The organism is Sorangium sp. So ce124, from assembly GCF_051525235.1.
Lineage (GTDB): Bacteria > Myxococcota_A > Polyangia > Polyangiales > Polyangiaceae > Sorangium > Sorangium atrum.
This window is the reverse complement of the sequence record NZ_CP150312.1, coordinates 11,918,504-11,937,707: the sequence shown is the minus strand read 5'-3', so window position 1 is coordinate 11,937,707 and position 19,204 is coordinate 11,918,504. Positions and strand designations below refer to the sequence as shown.

28 protein-coding genes and 1 pseudogene are annotated in these 19,204 nt (G+C 67.7%); 24 read left to right on the top strand and 5 right to left on the bottom strand.

Annotation, left to right across the window (positions count from 1 at the left end):
* Nucleotides 1–8 precede the first annotated feature (8 nt).
* A complete protein-coding gene (locus WMF19_RS44800; RefSeq protein ID WP_437895952.1) occupies nt 9–632 on the bottom strand; it encodes a hypothetical protein in 624 nt (207 codons plus the stop codon).
* 84 nt (nt 633–716) lie between these two features.
* A complete protein-coding gene (locus tag WMF19_RS44795) occupies nt 717–1,382 on the bottom strand; it encodes a class I SAM-dependent methyltransferase (RefSeq protein ID WP_437895951.1) in 666 nt (221 codons plus the stop codon).
* A 1,267-nt stretch (nt 1,383–2,649) separates the two neighbouring features.
* On the opposite strand from WMF19_RS44795, the gene WMF19_RS44790 reads away from it, so the two are divergent.
* On the top strand, nt 2,650–3,222 hold the full coding sequence (locus tag WMF19_RS44790) for a hypothetical protein (RefSeq protein ID WP_437895950.1): 573 nt from the start codon (nt 2,650–2,652) through the stop codon (nt 3,220–3,222).
* Nucleotides 3,223–3,314: 92 nt separating this feature from the next.
* Here the strand turns inward: WMF19_RS44790 and WMF19_RS44785 are convergent, their stop codons facing one another.
* The 3 genes from WMF19_RS44785 to WMF19_RS44775 form a co-directional block, all read right to left on the bottom strand.
* Nucleotides 3,315–4,742: a hypothetical protein gene (locus tag WMF19_RS44785; protein WP_437895949.1), complete on the bottom strand. Its 1,428-nt coding sequence runs from the start codon at nt 4,740–4,742 to the stop codon at nt 3,315–3,317.
* Nucleotides 4,743–4,947: 205 nt separating this feature from the next.
* Entirely contained in the window at nt 4,948–5,844 is an 897-nt protein-coding gene (locus tag WMF19_RS44780; protein ID WP_437895948.1) for an SUMF1/EgtB/PvdO family nonheme iron enzyme, read from the bottom strand.
* 322 nt (nt 5,845–6,166) lie between these two features.
* On the bottom strand, nt 6,167–6,877 hold the full coding sequence (locus tag WMF19_RS44775; protein WP_437901747.1) for a hypothetical protein: 711 nt from the start codon (nt 6,875–6,877) through the stop codon (nt 6,167–6,169).
* A 629-nt stretch (nt 6,878–7,506) separates the two neighbouring features.
* Here WMF19_RS44775 and rplV point away from each other — a divergent pair.
* The 23 genes and pseudogenes from rplV to WMF19_RS44660 all read left to right on the top strand — a co-directional run bounded on the left by rplV (nt 7,507) and on the right by WMF19_RS44660 (nt 19,187).
* A complete protein-coding gene (gene rplV, locus WMF19_RS44770; RefSeq protein ID WP_012240567.1) occupies nt 7,507–7,845 on the top strand; it encodes a 50S ribosomal protein L22 in 339 nt (112 codons plus the stop codon).
* A gap of 17 nt (nt 7,846–7,862) precedes the next feature.
* Nucleotides 7,863–8,555: a 30S ribosomal protein S3 gene (gene rpsC, locus WMF19_RS44765; RefSeq protein ID WP_061609597.1), complete on the top strand. Its 693-nt coding sequence runs from the start codon at nt 7,863–7,865 to the stop codon at nt 8,553–8,555.
* 12 nt (nt 8,556–8,567) lie between these two features.
* Entirely contained in the window at nt 8,568–8,981 is a 414-nt protein-coding gene (gene rplP / locus WMF19_RS44760; RefSeq protein ID WP_012240565.1) for a 50S ribosomal protein L16, read from the top strand.
* A gap of 8 nt (nt 8,982–8,989) precedes the next feature.
* A complete protein-coding gene (gene rpmC, locus WMF19_RS44755) occupies nt 8,990–9,193 on the top strand; it encodes a 50S ribosomal protein L29 (protein WP_272102120.1) in 204 nt (67 codons plus the stop codon).
* Nucleotides 9,194–9,246: 53 nt separating this feature from the next.
* Nucleotides 9,247–9,546, top strand: coding sequence for a 30S ribosomal protein S17 (gene rpsQ, locus WMF19_RS44750; protein WP_437331223.1), 300 nt, complete (start codon nt 9,247–9,249; stop codon nt 9,544–9,546).
* 4 nt (nt 9,547–9,550) lie between these two features.
* Nucleotides 9,551–9,919, top strand: coding sequence for a 50S ribosomal protein L14 (rplN, locus tag WMF19_RS44745; protein ID WP_012240562.1), 369 nt, complete (start codon nt 9,551–9,553; stop codon nt 9,917–9,919).
* The gene (rplX, locus tag WMF19_RS44740; protein ID WP_272102121.1) at nt 9,919–10,236 is read left to right on the top strand and encodes a 50S ribosomal protein L24; all 318 of its coding nucleotides are present in this window, start codon (nt 9,919–9,921) and stop codon (nt 10,234–10,236) included. The genes rplN and rplX overlap by 1 nt, the downstream gene beginning before the upstream one ends.
* Nucleotides 10,237–10,238: 2 nt before the next feature.
* Entirely contained in the window at nt 10,239–10,964 is a 726-nt protein-coding gene (gene rplE, locus WMF19_RS44735) for a 50S ribosomal protein L5 (protein ID WP_437325722.1), read from the top strand.
* A 10-nt stretch (nt 10,965–10,974) separates the two neighbouring features.
* Nucleotides 10,975–11,160 carry a type Z 30S ribosomal protein S14 gene (locus WMF19_RS44730; RefSeq protein WP_012240559.1) on the top strand — a complete coding sequence of 62 codons (186 nt, stop codon included), beginning with the start codon at nt 10,975–10,977 and terminating at the stop codon, nt 11,158–11,160.
* Nucleotides 11,161–11,164: 4 nt separating this feature from the next.
* Entirely contained in the window at nt 11,165–11,560 is a 396-nt protein-coding gene (gene rpsH / locus WMF19_RS44725; protein ID WP_272102122.1) for a 30S ribosomal protein S8, read from the top strand.
* Nucleotides 11,560–12,177 (top strand): 50S ribosomal protein L6, encoded by a 618-nt coding sequence (gene rplF / locus WMF19_RS44720; RefSeq protein WP_437895947.1) that lies wholly within the window; start codon nt 11,560–11,562, stop codon nt 12,175–12,177. Before rpsH ends, rplF begins: the two co-directional genes overlap by 1 nt.
* A 47-nt stretch (nt 12,178–12,224) precedes the next feature.
* Nucleotides 12,225–12,584 (top strand): 50S ribosomal protein L18, encoded by a 360-nt coding sequence (gene rplR / locus WMF19_RS44715; RefSeq protein WP_012240556.1) that lies wholly within the window; start codon nt 12,225–12,227, stop codon nt 12,582–12,584.
* Between the two features lie 79 nt (nt 12,585–12,663).
* Nucleotides 12,664–13,143 (top strand): annotated as a pseudogene (rpsE, locus tag WMF19_RS44710) (30S ribosomal protein S5); the annotation flags it as partial.
* Nucleotides 13,144–13,277: 134 nt separating this feature from the next.
* Complete coding sequence (gene rpmD / locus WMF19_RS44705; protein WP_012240554.1) at nt 13,278–13,481, top strand: 50S ribosomal protein L30; 204 nt, start codon at nt 13,278–13,280, stop codon at nt 13,479–13,481.
* 50 nt (nt 13,482–13,531) lie between these two features.
* Nucleotides 13,532–14,023, top strand: a complete 492-nt coding sequence (gene rplO / locus WMF19_RS44700) for a 50S ribosomal protein L15 (RefSeq protein ID WP_272102125.1) — start codon at nt 13,532–13,534, stop codon at nt 14,021–14,023.
* 44 nt (nt 14,024–14,067) lie between these two features.
* Nucleotides 14,068–15,396, top strand: a complete 1,329-nt coding sequence (gene secY / locus WMF19_RS44695) for a preprotein translocase subunit SecY (protein WP_437895946.1) — start codon at nt 14,068–14,070, stop codon at nt 15,394–15,396.
* 10 nt (nt 15,397–15,406) lie between these two features.
* On the top strand, nt 15,407–16,048 hold the full coding sequence (locus tag WMF19_RS44690) for an adenylate kinase (protein ID WP_437895945.1): 642 nt from the start codon (nt 15,407–15,409) through the stop codon (nt 16,046–16,048).
* Nucleotides 16,045–16,296 (top strand): translation initiation factor IF-1, encoded by a 252-nt coding sequence (infA, locus tag WMF19_RS44685; RefSeq protein WP_012240550.1) that lies wholly within the window; start codon nt 16,045–16,047, stop codon nt 16,294–16,296. The genes WMF19_RS44690 and infA overlap by 4 nt, the downstream gene beginning before the upstream one ends.
* A gap of 30 nt (nt 16,297–16,326) precedes the next feature.
* On the top strand, nt 16,327–16,443 hold the full coding sequence (gene rpmJ / locus WMF19_RS44680) for a 50S ribosomal protein L36 (RefSeq protein WP_012240549.1): 117 nt from the start codon (nt 16,327–16,329) through the stop codon (nt 16,441–16,443).
* Nucleotides 16,444–16,486: 43 nt separating this feature from the next.
* Nucleotides 16,487–16,867, top strand: coding sequence for a 30S ribosomal protein S13 (rpsM, locus tag WMF19_RS44675; RefSeq protein ID WP_012240548.1), 381 nt, complete (start codon nt 16,487–16,489; stop codon nt 16,865–16,867).
* 20 nt (nt 16,868–16,887) lie between these two features.
* Nucleotides 16,888–17,298 carry a 30S ribosomal protein S11 gene (rpsK, locus tag WMF19_RS44670; protein WP_272102128.1) on the top strand — a complete coding sequence of 137 codons (411 nt, stop codon included), beginning with the start codon at nt 16,888–16,890 and terminating at the stop codon, nt 17,296–17,298.
* An 11-nt stretch (nt 17,299–17,309) separates the two neighbouring features.
* Entirely contained in the window at nt 17,310–17,939 is a 630-nt protein-coding gene (gene rpsD, locus WMF19_RS44665) for a 30S ribosomal protein S4 (RefSeq protein ID WP_272102129.1), read from the top strand.
* 207 nt (nt 17,940–18,146) lie between these two features.
* The gene (locus WMF19_RS44660; RefSeq protein ID WP_012240545.1) at nt 18,147–19,187 is read left to right on the top strand and encodes a DNA-directed RNA polymerase subunit alpha; all 1,041 of its coding nucleotides are present in this window, start codon (nt 18,147–18,149) and stop codon (nt 19,185–19,187) included.
* The last annotated feature ends 17 nt before the right edge of the window (nt 19,188–19,204 follow it).

Here is a 19,204-nt window from a genome sequence, read left to right as displayed (position 1 = left end):
TGCGCTGATCACTTCTTCTTCAGATCGATGGGGGACTCGCGCACCAGGAGGGCATCGGGCCCGGTCACCCGGATCCTGCCGTGGATGGCGTTCTCCTTCAGCTCGCCGACCAGGACGCCGGTCATCGCGTTCGGCGCGCGCGGATCTGCGGGGAAGACCGATGCGCGGACCATGCCGTCCTCGACCTTTCCCACGAGCGTCGCGTCGCCGAGCGCTCCCTTCGCGGTTCCTTTCAGCTCACCGCTCGGCTCGATGGTTAGCGTCACCGTCCCAGGGCCGGTGGCCTGCTTCCCGTCGTCCTTCTGGCGCGCGGCGTCCTTGACCTTCGGGGGCATCACGACGCTGCCTTTCTTGGCGTCGTAGCGCCCTTCCCATGTCCCTTGCCATACGGGCGTGCCCGTCGCGGCGCCCGCGTCTTCCGGCGCGCCCGCGCTCAGGGGCTCTGCTGTCGCCGAGCTGGCCGCGGGCGGCGCGAGCGCCGCGCTCGGCTGAGGCGGCGGGGGCGCGGGCCGCTCCGGTTCGCCCGGGCGAGGCGGGTTCTCCTCGCATGCCGCGAGGACGATGGCGAAGGACAGGAAGAGCGCGGGGGCAACGCCGCGCGCCCGGCGAGCTCGTGTTCCGGTGGCGTTCACGTGGACGCTTTTATTACGAGCCGGGCTGGCCGTCGCGTCGATTTGACGTGCCCGCGCCCCGGATCAGCGCGCGGCGCCTCCGGATCAGGACGCCCTGCGGAACGCGAGGGTCCAGTGCCGGTCGCTCGTCACCTGCGCGCATTCGGGGGGAATCCGGAGCGAGCGCAGCATCTCACGCACCTCGTCGAGCGAGAGCGCCGCGCGCAGCGACGCGTCGAAGAGGGCTCGCTGGTACGCCGTGTCGTTCGCTGCGTACGTGTCGACGAGGGCGGTGATCGACGCCTCGTCTTCCGGACGGAGCAGGTCTCGCACGAACAGGAGGCCGCCGGGCCGGAGGACGCGGAGCATCTCGCGCAGCACCTGCGCCGGCTCCGGGATGTGGTGGACGATGCTGTTCGAGAGCACGGCTGAAAACGTCTCATCCGGTTCGGGCAGCGCCTTGGCGTCCACGAGCGCGAGCGCGATGGCGTCGGTGAGCCCGGCTTGCTCGACGTGGCGGCGCCCGAGATCGAGCATCGCCGCGGAGAGATCGATCGCCTTGATCCGCGCCGCGGGGACGCGCCTGCAAAGCTCGATGGGCAACAGGCACGTCCCTGTGCCGACGTCGAGGGCGTATGCGAGACCGGGGTTGTGGGAGAGGAGCGCGTCGCAGAACGCCGTGTTCACGACGGCGTGGTCCATGCTGTCGTAGGCCCGCGCGTCCTCGTCGGTATCCATGACCTCCGGCTCGAGCACGCGCACCAGTGACATGCGCGCATCCTTCTCCGCGGCCGACGCGCGTGTCAACCGATTGCCGGCGGCTGGTCAATCTCGGCCGCTGGTCGGACGGAGGTCGAGCGGGGGCGGGGTGGATCCTGGGCGCCGTAGATATGGACAGGAAGGCGTTTGAAGAAGTCGAGGTGGAGCGGGCCGGCTCCCCGCCGGCGTCCTCCTCTCATTGGAGCGGGCGCCAATGTCGTAGAGGACATGCCCCCCAGGGTGGACGCGCGGACGCGCGGACTCGCGCTCGAGAGCGCGGGGCCCAAGGCTGAGCTCTCTCGGGAGGGCTCGATCGGAGCGGCCGAAGACGAGGGCGAGCGCGACTCGGCGCTCTGCTATGTAACGAGGTGTCTCGCGGGATGAGCCTGAGCCGCGCGTACACACCGGTCCGCCGGACACGACGGCCTGGAGGCGCCCACCCAGCGGGAGCCGCGGGGAGCAGCCGCGCGTGACGTGGAGAGCGGCGCTGCGCGACCCGAGCGCGCCTCCGGCGGCGGGGCTGCGGCAGAGTCGTCATTTCGAAGAGCTCGGCGGGTTGGCGCTCGATCGGGAGGCCAGAGTGGGCCCGGGTCCGCGCAATCCCCGGCGTGATGAGCGGATGTCGTGCGGAGAGCTCGACCCGGACTCTCGCCCCCGCCGGCGCTCATAGCGAAGCGTCCGTGCTGCGCCCCACCCGCCGAGCGGCGCATCCTATCACGCCTCCGCATAGGTCAGTCGTGCGCCCGGGGCGTGCAATGTAGCCACGCACCGGCCGCCTGTGTGGGGTCGCCAGGCGGTCGCACCCTGCGTGAGGCGCTTCAATGATTGGGGGTGAGGAGGCTCGCGCCGGGTCGCTGCACCTCACGGTTGTGCGCGCGCCCGCATTGCCGCCCGTGACGGGCGCGGCCCGAGGCGCGGGGTTGCTCGGTTCTCGGACGGTGCTTACCTGACCAGACCCGAGCACCCGAGACACGCAATGCCGCAGTGCATCGTCAAGGGGGTCGAGAGAGGATTGGAGCGGCCTCGGGGCCGTCCTGCGCGGGGGAGGGGTCTCGGCCATCAATCGACGCTGGCGAGGGTTTCATCGCTCGGCGCCTGTCGAGCAAAGCAGCCCAGCCGTTCGGGGCCGTCCCGTCCAATGAGCTCTCCGATTGAGCCCGCCCGCAGCGCCTATTGAAAGAAAAGACGGCCCTCTATCCTCAATTCGCTTGACCAGGCAAGTGGCAACGGCATAGTCGTATCCAACCGCCGAGCTGGATTCGGCGACGAGGGAGAGCACATGGCAACGGACGCCTTTTCACAGCAGATTGTAAACCTCGTGCGGAAGATGCCGGACGAGGCGATCCTCGCGCTCGTCAAGAATCAGCTGGGCGCCGTGACAGGGGAAGCGCCGTTGGTTCCTCCTGCGGCGCCGCGCCGCAGCCGCTCGCGCGCCCGCGCTGGAGCGGTCCAGTCCAAAACGTCTTCCGTCGCGGCCAAGCGCGGCGCCGCGCCGAAGCGTCGGCCTGGTCGCCCGCGCAAGTCGCCGGCCGCGTCGGCGGAGCGTCAGGAGACGCTGGATGCCGTCGAGCGCGTCGTCAAAGCGAGCTCTGGCGTCAGCGCGAGCGAGGTGGCGAAGCAGGCGGGTATCCCGCAGACCCGCGCCGCCGCAGCGCTGAAAGAGCTGAAGCTGGAGAAGCGGATTTTCCAAGGTGGCGACCGTCGCTTCGCCCGCTATGCAGGCGACGCGAAGACCGCCGAGCAGGCGAGCGCGAACGCGCGCAAGACCGCGGCGGGGCCTGCGCCCGTGAAGAAGCCGAGCGCCAAGGGAGGACGCAAGCGCGTCGCTCCGGCTGCCGCTCCTCCGAAGTAGGTCTGGGGACCACCGCGCACGTCAGCATCAGATGGGATGCAAGCTGTGCTGACGCGTTGCGTTTGGAATGGTTGTCCCGTTCGAGACGGAGCTCAGGGCGGGCTCCAGGTGAGCCCGCCATCATCGGAGGCCGCGACATACCAGCCGCGGCGCGATGTTCCGGTCACGTCCGCTTGGAGGAGCATCAAGAGTCGATTTCCGAACGAGAGGAGGGTGCCGAGCTCGATACGGCCGCGCTCGCCTGTGCCTTCGCCGATTACCCTGGGGACGTCGTAGATCTTGCCCACTTCTGGCGATAGCGCGATATAGAGCCCCCATCGCGCTGCCGCGCGGGAGGTCAGCACTGCGGTGACCCCTTCGCGTGTGGGCGCCAGGGCGACAGACCGTTCATGCGGCTCCAGCCAGGGGCGAAACGGCGGTTTCTCGGCGATGATGCAGGTGCCTTGGAGGGTACACGTCGCGAGCGTGGGCTCTCCGGTTGTGGGCGTCATGACTTCGACCATGATCCGATCGGCTGCGCAGCCGACCGACGCTCCAGGCGCGGCTTTCGCCGGGAGCTTCAGCACGGCTGTCTGGGCAGCGGAGACGGCGACCACGGCGGTCTTGTCGGGCGGCTGAGGCACGAGCTGGAACGACCACCCGGCGAAGTCGCATGCTGGTGTCGTGGAGAGCGCGGCAATCGCCGCTGGGTTCATCGCGAGTCCCTCGACGCTCTTCGGTGCGTCAAGCGGCTTCCCCGGCGAGGGGACGGGCCGTACGAGGAGGTTGCGTCCGCGCACCGACAGGAGCACCGGCGGGCGGCCATAAGGCACCGGCAGCGCTTGTTCCTGCGTGGGGAGCGGGACGGGAGGCACCGGCTCGGCGCCCGCCGGCCCCGCATAGACGAGGGTCGCGTGCCGAGGCTTGGGCTCCACGAGCAGCGCGGCGCTCTCGGCGGAGAGCACCGCGGGCACCGCGTTCACCAGCGGCCGCGCTCCGCGGCTCAGCGCGGGAAGCGTGACCGGTGAAGGCGCCGAGAGGTCGGTCGCATCGAACGGAGCGAAGAAGACGCTCGGCGGGTCCAGCGCGGGCGGCGTCCCTCGATTTCCGCGCGTCTCCGCCGGGAGAGCCGGGCCGCGCGGACCGGCGGTGAGCACCGTGGCGCCGTCTCCGCCGACCGACCAGGTCGACCACCCCTCGCGGACGCGCCGCAGAGATCGCCAGGTCCGCCCTGCGTTCTCGGTCACGAGCGCGATCGCCTCGTTCTCGATCTCTCCTGTCACCACGGCGCGCCTCTCATCGAGCACGAACGCCCGTCGCCATCGGGTCGACGACGGCGCGAGAGCCGAATCGATGCCACGCGCCTGGCCAATGGCGGTGGTGAGCTCATCCGATGATGCTGCGCCCGGGGGTGGCGGGACGGTGATGGGCGCTGCTTTTTCCTTCTTCTCGCAGCCGAGCGCCAGGAGGCTCATCAGGGCGGCAAGGGCGGTCGCAGCGGCACGGCGCCGCGTGGGCGCGCTCACTATGGAGTCGAACATCGGCAATCTCTTCGCTGGTGTCGCCCTGGCTTATCCACGACTCGCACGCTCGCTCGCGCCGCGCCCGAGCCGCCTTGTCGGAGCGCCCGTCGCGTCACGGAGGGATGCGCGCGCAGCGATCGCCCTGTCTCCCCGCTGAATCGCCCCGATCTTCGCGTTCGATCCGCGTCTGCCCTACCGCCGGCCGCACGCCGCGCGGCCTGCACTAGTCGGCCTGCTCCGGATCCATGCAGCACCGGAAGCCCGTCGAGTAGTCGTGGTAGCCGAAGGAGTGGGCGGTCGTGGCGTATTTGCAGCCCTCGCCGTTGCGCATCGTGTCCATGAAATAGCCGCCACGGAAGGTGCCGCTCGGGTCATCGACCCACTCGTGGAGGTTGCCTACCATGTCGAACACGCCGTAGGCGTTGGTGCATCCCGCGCGCTCGCCCGTGGGGAGCAGCGCCTCGGACAGCTGGTTGATGAGCGGGTTGTTCATCGCCGTCGTCCAGCGCTCCTCGGGCTTGATGTCGAGCAACGCCGCGATCTGGGCGACGGGGTGAACGCGTCGCTCGTCATCGTTGCACACGCCCTGCTGGCGGAGCGCGCCGTAGGGGAAGGTCGTGTCGTCCGGTCCTCGGCAGGCGGTCACCCACTCCTCCGAAGTGCACAGGCGCTTGCCCGATGCCGCGCACGCCATCTTGGCCTGCCGCCCGCTGATGTAACCTTGGGGGATGACCCCCTGCCAGGAGACGGCGCGGACGCGGCGCTCGTTCCCGTCAATCGGATCGTAGGGCGACCAGGGGCGCTCACCGGTCGGCGTCACCTCGACCAGAGCGCCTTCCCAGCGGTCGACGCACACGCGATCGTCGACGAGGGCCATCTCCGCGGGACAGCGCGTGCTGCCTGCCGAGGAGGACATCGGGGTGGCGCCGATCTCGGACTCCATCCCGGACGCGAGCGCCGCGCTGTCCTTGACGGCAGCAAGCGCGCTCTCCTTGGCCTTGATGCGCCGTTCCGTCGGGACGGCGGCGGTCCCCTCGAGCGACGCGCGCACCATCAGGCGCGGTGTGATCTGCTCAGCTGTCGTCGACCCCGGCGCACAGCCGGCCGACGCGACGAGCACGCCGAGCAGCGCTCCACCGCGGAATGGACGCGCCCCCGGCGATCGCGGAACGGAAGCTGCCAGGCGCGGGCGGGAGGAGTCCTTGGCCACGGAGGAGCCGAGGATCCCTTCCCGCGATCTTTTTTGCAACCGAATACCGCGCTCGGGGGCTCCCCGAACGGGCCTACATGAGAGGGTGCGCGCGACGGGGCGCTAAGGTGGGCGTGAGCTGGTGAGAGGCCCAGAGGTCATCTGGTGTGCGTCGACCGCCAGGGGAAAAGAACCGCGAGAGCAGAGCGCGCACGGTGGGCGCGCAGGCCGCGCACCCGGGGCGGCGGCCGGGTCACTCGAAGGCCATGATCTCCGTGTAGCATGCGTCGTAAGCCTCCTGGCAGGAGACATTGGGGTTGTCGTTCATGCACGCGACGAGATCGTCCGCTGCATCTCGGTTGAGAGGGTTCATCTGAGCCGCGCACTTGGAGGTGTCGAAGGTGCCGGCGTCGCAGAAGTCGGAGATGGTGTCGCAGATCTCGTCGGCCTGGTGCGGGCACGCGTTGGCGTACGTGCGATTCATGCACGCTTGAACGGGCTCCACATCGCACGCCCGCTCCACACCGATGTCGCTCAGGCAGTCCACGAGGTCCGCGGCGTGACCCGGGGAGAAGACGGCGAAGCCGTGCTTGCAGAGCCCGTAGCCGATCGGGTCCTCGTCGCGGGTCGCGCCGCACTGGCTCGTCGCCCCCTGCGCAGGCGAGATGTTGAGCTCGTCACAGGCCGCGACCGTGAGGTTGCCGTCCGACGCCTCGATGCAGGCATCGCCGCCGCCGCTGCCGCCCTGGCCGCCGTCGCCGCCGCTGCCGCCCTGGCCGCCGTCGCCGCCCTGGCCGCCGTCGCCGCCGTCGCCTCCGCTGCTCGTGGACCCGTGGGTGACGCCGGGTCCGACCGTCTGGTCCACGTCGTTGTCGGTGTCCTCCGTGGTCACGACGCAGCCGGTGACGATGGCGGGCAAGATGAAGGTAAGCGCGAGGAAAGAATGGCGATGGCGAGCAAGCATGGTCACGGTGCCTCCTACAATGTCAGGGAAGAGTTCCACGGCCTGGTGCGTTCGACTGAACCTGGGGCTCCCCTATTCCCCTCGCAATCCTGCTCTTCGGCCTGGTCCAGCCGTCCGACGCCGACGCTCCGGGGGCGCACCTCCGCCGTCGGCGGCTCAGGCCGCCGTCGACCGCTTGTTTCAGCTGCATTTCGTCAGTGTCAAGAACAGATTTCAGCGTCGTGGTCGTCCGTTCGCCTGCCCGGGCACCAGGCCGGCGCGCCCGGCTCCTCCGGACGTCCGTTCAGGAAGAGCTGAAAAGCTGCTCAGGCCGCGGGGACGCGCGAAACAAACTGAAAGGGCGCGGAAGAATCGCGCTTGCGTACCGCGCCTCCCGCTGGTAATCACCGCGCTCCGTTTTCCCGGGCGATCGGGTGTCCTCCCGGTCTCCCAGTAGAAGAGCCGTAACGGCGCTTCGATCCCAGCTCCGCCCCTTCGGCCGCCGCGGGAACCCCCCCGGTGACGCGAAGGGGGCCCACGTCGATGGACGTCGGGCTGGGACCGGAAGCGTACGACGGTGCAACCGGTTCGCAGCGAACCGAAACCCGGTACGGAGTCACTCCGCCCGCCGGTGTCGCGAGGTATCTCGAATGGTAAGCAAAGCCAGTGCGATGTTTTCGCGGATCGCCCCGCGCAAGGCTCGCATGATCGCTGATCTCGTCCGAGGTCGCGACGCGGACGAGGCGATCCAGTTGCTCTCGTTCACGCAGAAGAGCGGCGCCCCCGTCCTGCGGAAGATCATCGAGAGCGCGGTCGCGAACGCCCAGCAGGCGGGCGCCGACATCGACGCGCTCTTCATCAGCAAGGCCACCGTCGACAAGGGGCCGAACAAGTTCAACCGCCGCTGGCGGCCGCGCGCGATGGGCCGTGCGACCCGGATCACCAAGGGCGTGTCGCACATCGTCATCGAAGTCGACGAGAGAAAGTAAGTAGAGGACCTGCCGATATGGGACAAAAGACCCATCCGTATGGCTTCCGCGTCGGTGTCATCAAGACGTGGAGCAGCAAGTGGTACGAGGACGGCGCTGCGTATCAGAAGTGGCTCCACCAGGACATCCGCATCAAGCGCGCGATCAAGCAGTACCTCTACAACGCCAACATCGCCGGCGTGGAGATCGAGCGCGCCGCCAACCGCGCGAAGGTGATCGTCTTCACCGCCCGCCCGGGCATGGTGATCGGCAAGGGCGGCAAGGGCATCGAGACGCTGAAGAGCGGGAACGTCGGCACCGCGTCCAAGGGTGAGACGCTCTTCCCCGGCGTGTCGTCGTTCACCGACAACGAGGTGTTCATCGACGTGCAGGAGGTCCGGAAGGCCGAGACCAACGCGCAGCTCGTCGCCGAGAACATCGCGACGCAGCTCGAGCGCCGGATCGCGTTCCGCCGGGCGATGAAGAAGGCGGTGGCCACCGCGATGAAGTTCGGCGCGAAGGGCATCCGCGTGCGCTGCGCCGGCAGGCTCGGTGGCAGCGAGATGAGCCGCGTCGAGACCTACCGCGAGGGCCGGGTGCCGCTGCACACGCTCCGCGCCGACATCGAGTTCGGCCTGGCCGAGGCGAAGACGAAGGTCGGCATCATCGGCGTGAAGGTCTGGATGTTCAAGGGCGAGGTCCTGCAGCGTAAGGCGCGCCGGATCCAGTAGAGGGATTGCAGAATGCTGTCTCCGAAGCGAACCAAGTTCCGCAAGATGCAGAAGGGGAACAACCGCGGCCTCGCCATGACGGGCAGCGACGTCTCCTTCGGCGACTTTGCGCTCCAGTGCGTCGAGCCTGCCCGCGTCACCTCGCGGCAGATCGAGGCGGCTCGTATGGCGATCCAGCGGCACGTGAAGCGCGCGGGCAAGCTCTGGATCCGCATCTTCCCGGACCGTCCGGTGACGAAGAAGCCGCTCGAGGTCCGCATGGGTGGGGGCAAGGGCGCGCCCGAGGAGTGGTGCGCGCTCGTGCAGCCGGGCCGCGTGATGTACGAGATCAGCGGCGTGAGCGAGGAGACTGCGAAGGAGGCGTTCCGCCTCGCGTCGCACAAGCTCCCGATGCAGTGCAAGTTCCTCGCCCGCGGGCTGACGTGAGGTAGGCGATGAAGGCGAAGGATTTGCGTGAACGCACCACCGAGCACCTGCGCGAGCTCGAGAAGTCTCTGGCGGCGGGCCTGTTCGAGGCGCGGTTCAAAAATTTCACGAATCGGCTGAACGACACGGCGACGATCCGCAAGTCGAAGCGGGATCTCGCGCGGGTGAAGACGATCCTCACGCAGCGTGCGCGTGCCGAGGAGAAGGCGTAGCCATGGCGAAGAAGAAGGCAAAGACCCAGCAGCCGGTCGCTGCGGCGCCCGAGCTGGCAGCCGCGGCGCCTGCGCAGGGTGAGACCGAGGCGAAGGCGCACGGCTTCCGGCGCAAGCTGGTCGGCAAGGTGACCAGCGACAAGATGAACAAGACGGTCACCGTCGAGGTCATCCGGAACGCGCTCGACCCTGTGTACAAGAAGTACGTCCGTCAGCGGGAGCGCTACAAGGCGCACGACGAGACGAACCAGTACAAGGTGGGCGATCGCGTCGAGATCACGGAGCACAGGCCGATCTCCCGCGACAAGCGGTGGCTCGTGACCAAGCTCGTTGCCCGCCCGGTGGAGGAGTAGCGCCATGATCCAGGTGTCGACGCATCTCGAGGTCGCGGACAACTCCGGCGCCCGAATCGTGAAGTGCATCAAGGTGCTCGGCGGCTCGCGCCGCAAGTACGCCGCCCTCGGCGACGTCATCGTCGTCTCGATCAAGGAGGCGTTGCCGGGCACCAAGGTGAAGAAGGGCGAGACGGCGCGCGCCGTCGTCGTCCGCACCGCCCGGGAGTACCAGCGCTCGGACGGCAGCTACATCAAGTTTGATGGGAACAGCGCGGTCCTCATCAACAAGGAGAAGGAGCCGATCGGCACCCGCATCTTCGGGCCGGTCGCTCGCGAGCTCCGCGCGAAGAAGTTCATGAAGATCATCTCTCTCGCTCCGGAGGTCCTCTGATGAAGCGCCTCAGGGTCGGTGACCTCGTGCAGGTCATCAGCGGCAAGGAGGAGGGGAAGCAGGGCCGCATCACGAAGATCCTCGCTGACGAGGATCGCGTGGTCGTGGAAGGCCTGAACACGGTGACCCGCCACCAGCGGCCCACGCCGCGCAACCAGGAGGGCGGGAAGATCACCAAGGAGGCGCCGATTCACGCCTCGAATGTCATGCCGGTCGATCCGGCGACGGGCAAGCCGACGCGCGTGAAGGTGCGCGTCGGTGAGGACGGCAAGAAGACGCGCGTCGGCAAGAGCGGCAGCGCGATCGGTGTGGGCTAGCCATGGCGGACAAGAAGGACAAGGACAAGGCGGCCAAGGACGCCGGTAAGGGCAAGGACAAGCCCAAGCCGCAGCAGGCCAAGCCTCAGGCGCCCGCCAAGAGCAAGGAAGCCAAGGGCGCGAAGGCCAAGGGCGCCGAGGCCGAGGCCTCCGGGCCGGCCGAGGATCGCCCGCGCGACCCGAACTACGCTCCCCGGCTGCGCACGCACTACAGGAAGAGCGTGACGGCCGCGCTCGCGAAGAAGTTCGGCTACAAGAACCCGATGATGGTGCCCCGCCTGCAGAAGGTGGTCATCAACATGGGTCTCGGCGCCGCGGTGCAGAACCCGAAGATCATCGACTCCGCCGTCGAGGACATGCGGGCGATCTCCGGCCAGAAGCCGGTGGTGACCCGTGCCCGGAAGTCGATCGCGACCTTCAAGCTGCGCGAGAACCTGCCCATCGGGGTGATGGTGACCCTGCGTGCCGAGCGGATGTGGGAGTTCGTGGATCGCCTGATCGCGTTCTCTCTCCCGCGTGTTCGTGACTTCAAGGGCGTGAGCCCGAAGGGGTTCGACGGCAAGGGCAACTTCACGATGGGCCTGCGCGAGCAGATCATCTTCCCCGAGATCGACTACGACAAGATCGATGTCGTGAAGGGGCTCAACATCTCGTTCGTGACGACGGCGAAGACGGACGAAGAAGGACGCGCGCTCCTGACCGAGCTTGGCATCCCGTTCCGGCATTGAGGGATTTTCGATGGCCCGTGCAAAAGAGTTTGCGAAGCTGAACCGTCCGCCGAAGTTTTCTACGCGGCACAAGAACCGTTGCAAGGTGTGCGGGCGCGCGCGCGCTTACTACCGCGACTTCGAGCTCTGCCGCGTCTGCCTTCGGTTGTTCGCGCTCCGTGGTGAGCTCCCTGGTGTGATCAAGGCCAGCTGGTGATTCTATGATGACCGATCCCATCGCCGACATGCTGACCCGCATTCGCAACGCGGCGCTCGCGCGGCACGACAGGACCGAGATTCCCGCGAGCCGCATCAAGGCCGCGGTCGCGGAGATCCTCAAGTCCGAAGGCTTCATCGCCGACGTGCGCGAGACCGAGGGTGAGGGTCCCAAGAAGCTCACGATCGTGCTCAAGTACGGGCGCGATCGTCAGAGCGCGATCGACGGCGTGCGCCGCGTCTCCCGCCCCGGGCGCCGCGTGTACGTGCGTCACGACAGGATCCCGCGCGTGTTCAGCGGGCTCGGGATCTCGATCCTGAGCACGTCCCGCGGGCTCATGAGCGACAGGGATGCGCGTCGCCTCAAGATGGGCGGCGAGCTGATCTGCGAGGTGTGGTGATGGAAGCTCAGGCGAACGCAGCCCAGCCCGCGAACGGTGACAGCCGGCTCGCTCCGAAGACGTCGCGCGTCGGCAAGCGCCCGATCGACCTGCCGAAGGGGGTCACCGCGACCGTCAACGGCCGGAAGATCGACGTCAAGGGCCCGAAGGGGCAGCTCTCCCGCGCGATCACCGACAAGGTGGACATCAAGCTCGACGGCGGCAAGCTGCACGTGAGCTCGGTGGCGCCGGGGCGCGACGGGTCGCGCCTCCAGGGCCTCACGCGGGCGCTCGTGGCCGCGATGGTGAAGGGCGTCGCCGAGGGCTACGAGCGTACGCTCGAGCTCAAGGGGACCGGCTATCGCGTCGAGCTCAAGGGCACGACGCTGAACTTCGCCCTCGGCTTCTCCCACCCGGTGACGTTCCCGGTGCCCACGGGGCTCACGGCGACGATCCCGGCGGACTCGAAGGGCACGATCCTCGTCCTGACGGGCGCGGACAAGGAGCTCATCGGGCAGACGGCCGCGACGATCCGTGGCTTCAGGCCGCCGGAGCCGTACGGCGGCAAGGGCGTCCGTTACCGCGGCGAGCGCGTGCGGGAGAAGGCTGGCAAGGCCGGCAAGGGCGGCAAGAAGTAAAGGCGAGCGGCGGCGTTTACGCCGCTGCACCGAGGGACGAGACGGTCATGGGCATGAAAATCGTCGGTCGGGAGCGCCGGAAGCTCCGCATCCGCAAGAAGGTCGAGGGGACGCCGGAGCGCCCGCGCCTCAGCGTCTTCCGCAGCTCGAAGCACATTTACGCTCAGGTCATCGACGACGTGAGCGGCAAGACCCTCGCCCACGCTTCGACGCTGTCGAAGGACCTCAAGGGCTCCCTCGACGAGGACAACAAGGTCGAGGCGGCGAAGAAGGTCGGGGCGCTGATCGCGAGGATCTGCAAAGAGAGGCAGATCGACAAGGTCGTCTTCGACCGCAACGGCTATCTGTATCATGGGCGCGTCAGCGCCCTCGCCCAGGCGGCGCGCGAGGCAGGTCTCGATTTCTGACTCCCACAGCCGCTGCCCTGATGGTGAGGGCAGCGGGCGCGGTCAACTGCCGCGGCGGAGAACGTGATAGAGGACGGTTATGGCGTTCGATCATGTCGACGAAGAGAAGCTGAAAGAGCGAGTCATCCACATCAACCGCGTCGCCAAGGTCGTCAAGGGCGGCCGGCGCTTCAGCTTCTCGGCGCTGGTCGTGGTGGGCGACGAAGCGGGGCACGTGGGCATCGGCCTGGGCAAGGCGAACGAGGTGCCGGAGGCCATCCGCAAGGGGAACGATCAGGCTCGCAAGAACCTGTTCCGCATCCCGCTGGACGGCGTGACCATCCCGCACGACTCGTTCGGCCACGTCGGGGCGGGCAAGGTCCTGCTGAAGCCGGCCAGCCCTGGGACGGGCGTCATCGCCGGCGGCGCGGTGCGCGCCGTCGTCGAGTCGGCGGGGATCCACGACGTGCTGTCGAAGTCGCTCGGCACGAGCAACCCGCACAACGTCGTGCACGCGACCGTCGCGGCGCTCCGTGGGCTCAAGAGCCCGGAGAGCGTCGCCGGGAAGCGGTCGATGCAGCTCGACTCGCTCGACTACCAGCGCCGCGGTGGCACGAACACCGCGGGTCGACGGCGCGCGAGCGTCGCGCCGCCCCCCGGGAAGCCGGGCGGTGGCGGTGGTGCACCGAGCGGCGGCGGTGAAGGAGGCTCGCAGTGAAGCTCCGGGTACGTCAGAAGGCCAGCAACATCGGCCAGGTCGAGCACACCCGCAAGATCATCAAGGGGCTCGGCCTGCGTGGGCCGGGGTCCGAGGTGGTCGTCGCGAACACGCCCTCGTTCCGTGGCATGGTGAAGAAGGTCCTCCACCTCGTCGAGGTCGAGGAGGTCGCCGACGGTGCGACCTCCTCGAAGGCCTGAGAAGCGAGATCGTCATTCCAGCGGAGTCGCCGCGTACGGAAGTGTGAAACATGGACATTCTCTCTAAGCTCCAAGCCCCTGAAGGCGCCGTAACCAAGAGGCTCCGCGTTGGCCGTGGCGTGGGCTCGGGCGTCGGCAAGACGTCTGGCCGCGGACAAAAAGGGCAGAAGGCGCGGGCCGGCGGCAACATCAACAAGAAGCACTTCCAGGGCGGGCAGACGCCGATCCAGCGTCGCCTCCCGAAGCGTGGCTTCCGCAACCCGCTCGCTGACATCGTCGTCAACGTCAACGTCGGCGCGCTCGAGGCGTTCGACGATGGCGCGCAGGTCGATCTGATCGCGCTCCACGAGCGCCGCCTCGTTCAGGGGCGGTTCGACGTGCTGAAGATCCTCGGCGACGGTGAGCTCACGAAGAAGCTCACGGTGACGGCGCACCGCTTCTCCAAGGGAGCGGTCGAGAAGATCGAGAAGGCGGGGGGCAAGGCGGTCGTGCTCGCGGCGCCTGCACCCCAGGGCAACTCGACGGACTCCTCGTCCTCGTAGCCAGCGCGCACGCGCACCCACCAAGCCGGAGTCCAGGATCGCCTATGGCCAGCCTCGCGGGAATCACCAACTTCCACAAGATCCCCGAGCTCCGGCGACGCGTGATCTTCACCCTGGTGATGCTCGCGGTCTACCGGGTCGGCGTCTTCGTGACGACGCCCGGCGTCGACCGGAACGCGATGCGGCAGTACGTCGCGAAGCAGTCCGGCGGGCTCCTGAGCTTCTTCAACATGTTCTCGGGCGGCGCGCTGGAGAACCTGTCGATCTTCGCGCTCGGGATCATGCCGTACATCTCGGCCTCGATCATCATGCAGCTCATGGGCATGGTCTACAAGCCCATCGACGAGCTGCGGAAAGAGGGCGAGCAGGGCCGCCGGCGGATCGATCAGTACACGCGGTACGGCACGGTCGCGCTCTCGCTGTTCCAGGCCTTCTCGATCGCGAAGATGCTCGAGGGCCTGTCGAGCAGCGAGACCGGGGCCGGGATCGTGAACCACCCCGGCATCGGCTTTCAGCTGATGACGGTCGTCACGCTGACGACCGGGACCGCGTTCCTGATGTGGATCGGCGAGCAGATCACGGAGCGCGGCGTCTCGAACGGCGTCTCGCTCCTGATCTTCGCGAGCATCGTCACGCGCATCCCGGCGGAGCTCGGCAACTACTTCGCCCAGAACGCGGGCGATCTCCAGCCCCTGACGATGGCCGCGGTCGTCGCGTTCATCGTGTTCGTCATCGCCATTATCGCCTTCTTCGAGAACGGCAGGCGTCAGATCCCGATCGTGTACTCGCGGCGCCAGGTCGGTCGCCGCGTCTACGGCGGGCAGACCGCGCACCTGCCGCTGAAGGTGAACACGTCCGGGACCATCCCCCCCATCTTCGCGTCGTCGCTGCTGATGTTCCCGCAGACGCTCGCGAACATGAACGTCCCCGGGGCCGACCACCTCCAGGCGATCATCAACCGGGGGGACTGGGTCTTCAACACCGGCTACGCGCTGCTCATCATCTTCTTCTGCTTCTTCTACACGAACGTCACGTTCCAGCCGGTGGACGTCGCGGAGAACCTGAAGAAGCAACAGGCAAATATCCCCGGGATCAGGCCAGGCAAGCAGACGGCGGACTACATCCACCGCGTGATCCAGCGGATCACCGTGGGCGGCGCGCTCTATGTCGCCGCGGTGTGCGTGGTGCCCTCGATCGTCGGCAACCTCCTGCGTGTCCCCTTCGGCTTCGGAGGTACGTCGCTGATGATCGTCGTCGGCGTCGCGCTCGACACCGTGAACCAGCTGGAGGCGCACCTGATCACGCGGAGCTACGAGGGGCTGACGGGCCCCGGTGCCACCCGCATCCGGGGCCGCAGGCTCCCGGAAGCGTGATGGAGGGCAAATGATCTTGGTTCTGGTGGGACCTCCTGGAGCTGGGAAGGGTACGCAGGCAAAGCTGCTGTGCGCCCGCTTCGGCATCCCGCAAATCTCGACAGGCGACATGCTGCGCGAGGCAAAGCGGTCGGGGACGCTGGAGAAGCGCTATCTGGACATCATGGACTCTGGCGGACTCCTGCCGGATGAGGCCGTCATCGGCCTCATCGCGCGCAGGACGGTCGAGCCCGACTGCAGCAATGGCTTCCTCCTGGACGGATTTCCCAGGACGGTGCCCCAGGCGGACGCGCTCGACGACCTGCTCGCCAGCCAGGGCGGTACCCGGATCGACGCGGTGATCCAGCTGGACGTGGCGCGTCCCCTGCTCGAGGAACGGTTGATCCATCGCCGCACTGACAAACGAAGTGGACAGATATATCATCTCGTCTATAATCCGCCGCCCCCCGGTGCGGAGCTAGAGCATCGGGCCGATGATCGGCCCGAGGCTGTTGCAAAGCGTCTCGATGCCTACGAGGCGATGACGGCCGCGCTTCTGCCGTTCTACGAGCAGAAGAAGCTGCTGCATCGCGTCGATGGGGTCGGGAAGCCTGAAGACGTGACGCACAGGGTACTGTCGGCCATTGGCCGGCCGGGCTCGGGTGGAGAATGAGGCGTAAGAATCAGACCAGACCGCCGAAGGAACCGAAGGGCGACAAGCTCGAGTTCGACGGCGTGGTTCAAGAGGCCCTGCCGAACGCCATGTTTCGCGTGAAGGCGGACAACGGCCTCGGCGTCCTCGCGACCATCAGCGGCCGGATGCGGCAGTACTACATCAAGATCCTGCCGGGCGACCGCGTGACCGTCGAGGTCTCGCCGTATGACCCGAGCCGTGGCCGGATCACGTACCGGCACAAGTAACGTAGTTTTTGAGGAATCTGGAGGCTCCCCGTGAAGGTGCGCCCGAGCGTCAAGAAGATCTGCGACAAGTGCAAGGTGGTCCGGCGGCGTGGTGTCGTTCGGATCATCTGCGAGAACCCCCGCCACAAGCAGCGCCAGGGGAATTAGCTCTTTCGGCGGAAGCCCGCCCTCGTTTCGGTTTGGAGTAACCATGGCTCGTATCGCTGGTGTCGATCTCCCGCGTCGGAAGCATGTCGCCTACGCCCTGCCGTACCTGTTCGGTATCGGGCGGACTCTCGCCTTGCAAATCTGCGAGAAGACCAACATCCCGCAGAACAAGCGGGTCGAGGAGCTCAGCGACGCTGAGGTGAAGGCGATCCGCGACCTCCTGGACGCCGAGTACAAGGTCGAGGGCGACCTGCGGCGCGAAGTGCAGCTCAACATCAAGCGGCTCATGGACCTCGGCTGCTACCGGGGCCTCCGCCACCGGCGCGGGCTCCCGGCGAACGGGCAGAGGACGCATACGAACGCGCGCACCCGAAAGGGACCGCGCAAGGGCATGTTGCAGCGGCGTCCTGCCGCGACCAAGTGACGAGCGGGGATTAGGACGCCATGGCGCAAGCGAAGACGGCTGCCGCTACAACGAAGGCCAAGCAGAAGAAGAAGGTCAAGAAGAATGTGTCCGCGGGCATCGCGCACATTCAGTCGACCTTCAACAACACGGTCGTGACGATCACGGACATCAACGGCAACGCGATCGCGTGGTCGTCCGCTGGCGCTCGCGGCTTCAAGGGATCGCGCAAGTCGACGCCGTTCGCCGCGCAGCTGGCGGCGGAAGAGGCGGCGCGCCGGGCGCAGGAGCACGGGATGCGCTCGGTCGCCGTGTTCGTGAAGGGGCCGGGGGCCGGGCGCGAGAGCGCGCTCCGCGCGCTCCAGACCGCTGGCTTCAAGGTGACGCTGATCCGCGACGTCACGCCGATCCCCCACAACGGTTGCCGGCCGCCCAAGCGGCGCAGGGTTTGAGGTAATTCACGATGGCTCGCTACATTGGTCCGGTCTGCAAGCTCTGCCGCCGCGAGGGGATGAAGCTCTACCTCAAGGGCGAGCGGTGCTACTCCGAGAAGTGCGCGTACACGCGGCGCCCGTATCCCCCGGGCCAGCACGGCCAGGGGCGCATCAAGCTGAGCGAGTACGCGGTGCGCCTGCGCGAGAAGCAAAAGGTGCGTCGCATCTACGGCGTGCTCGAGCGGCAGTTCAGCGGGTATTTCCAGGAGGCCAACCGGCGCAAGGGCCGGACGGGCGAGGAGATGCTCGGGCTGCTGGAGCGGCGGCTCGACAACGTGGTGCATCGGATGGGCTTCGGCTCGTCCCGCGCCGAGGCGCGCCAGCTCGTCCGGCACGGCCACGTGCACGTGAACGGCAAGCGGCTGGACATCCCGAGCTACGTCGTTCGGGCGGGTGACCGGGTCGAGCTCACCGAGGGGGCGCGCAAGTTCAAGAGCGTCCTCGCCTCCGTCGGCGGCGCGGACAAGCGGCCGGTCGCGAGCTGGATCGACGTGGATCGCGCGGCGTTCACCGGCGCGATCAAGGGCGCGCCGATCCGCGAGGATCTCAACGAGCCGGAGATCCGCGAGCAGCTCGTCGTCGAGTACTACTCGCGCTGATCGCGCGAGGGCGGCGCGAGGAGGGCGGCGTCGCGAGCGCACCTTGCAGGGTGCGCTCGCTCGCTGCGGGCTCCCCTCGGCGTCGCCGTCCCGCGCTCTCGCGCGGGGGCATGGAGCCTAGGATGCGGGCAGGAGGCGGCGCCGATCGGTCGAGTGCGGCCGCGGCGTGAGACCTCCGCGCAAACCTCATGAAGGAAGGAGATCGCCATGACGATGAACAACCCGAACCTCACGATGATCGCCCGTAACTGGCGCGATCTGATCCGGCCCAAGGGCATCTCGATCGACGCGGAGAGCGGGACCCAGTTCTACGCCAAGTTCACGTGTGAGCCCCTGGAGCGCGGCTTCGGGATCACGATCGGCAACTCGCTGCGCCGCGTGCTGCTCTCCTCCCTCCAGGGGGCGGCCGCGACGGCCATCCGCATCGAGGGCGCGCTGCACGAGTTCACGACCGTGCCGGATGTGGTCGAGGACGTCAGCGACATCATCCTCAACGTGAAAGAGGTCGTCTTCAAGGCGGCCACCCCGAAGACGTACTCGGTGCGGATCGATCGCGAGGGGCCCGGGCCCGTGTACGCGCGCGATATCCAGCTGGTCGAGGGTCTGTCGGTGCTCAACCCCGACCACCTCATCGCCGTGCTCGACAAGAAGGGCCCGCTCTCGATGGAGCTCACGGTCAACGTGGGCCGCGGCTACGTGCCCGCCGAGCGCAACAAGACGCCGACCATGCCGATCGGGACGATCCCGATCGACGCGCTGTTCTCGCCGATCCGCAAGGTGAACTACACCGTGCAGAACGCCCGCGTCGGGCAGGTGACCGATTACGACAAGCTCACGCTCGAGGTCTGGACCAACGGGTCCGTCTCGCCCGCGGATGCGGTCGCCTTCGCCGCGAAGATCCTCAAGGAGCAGCTCTCCATCTGGGTCAACTTCGAGGAGAGCGAGGAGACGAGCTACCAGGCGGTGATGAGCGACGACGAGCCGCTCAACGAGAACCTGTTCCGCTCCGTCGAGGAGCTCGAGCTCAGCGTCCGCTCCGCGAACTGCTTGCAGAACGCGAACATCACGCTCATCGGCGAGCTCGTGCAGCGGACCGAGCAGGACATGCTCAAGACCAAGAACTTCGGTCGCAAGTCGCTGAAGGAAATCAAAGAGATCCTCGCGAACATGGGGCTCTCGCTCGGGATGAAGATCGACAACTGGCCGCAGCTCCTCGAGCGCTGGAAGGCGCAGCAGGCGCAGGCGTGAGTCGGTACTGAGGGAAC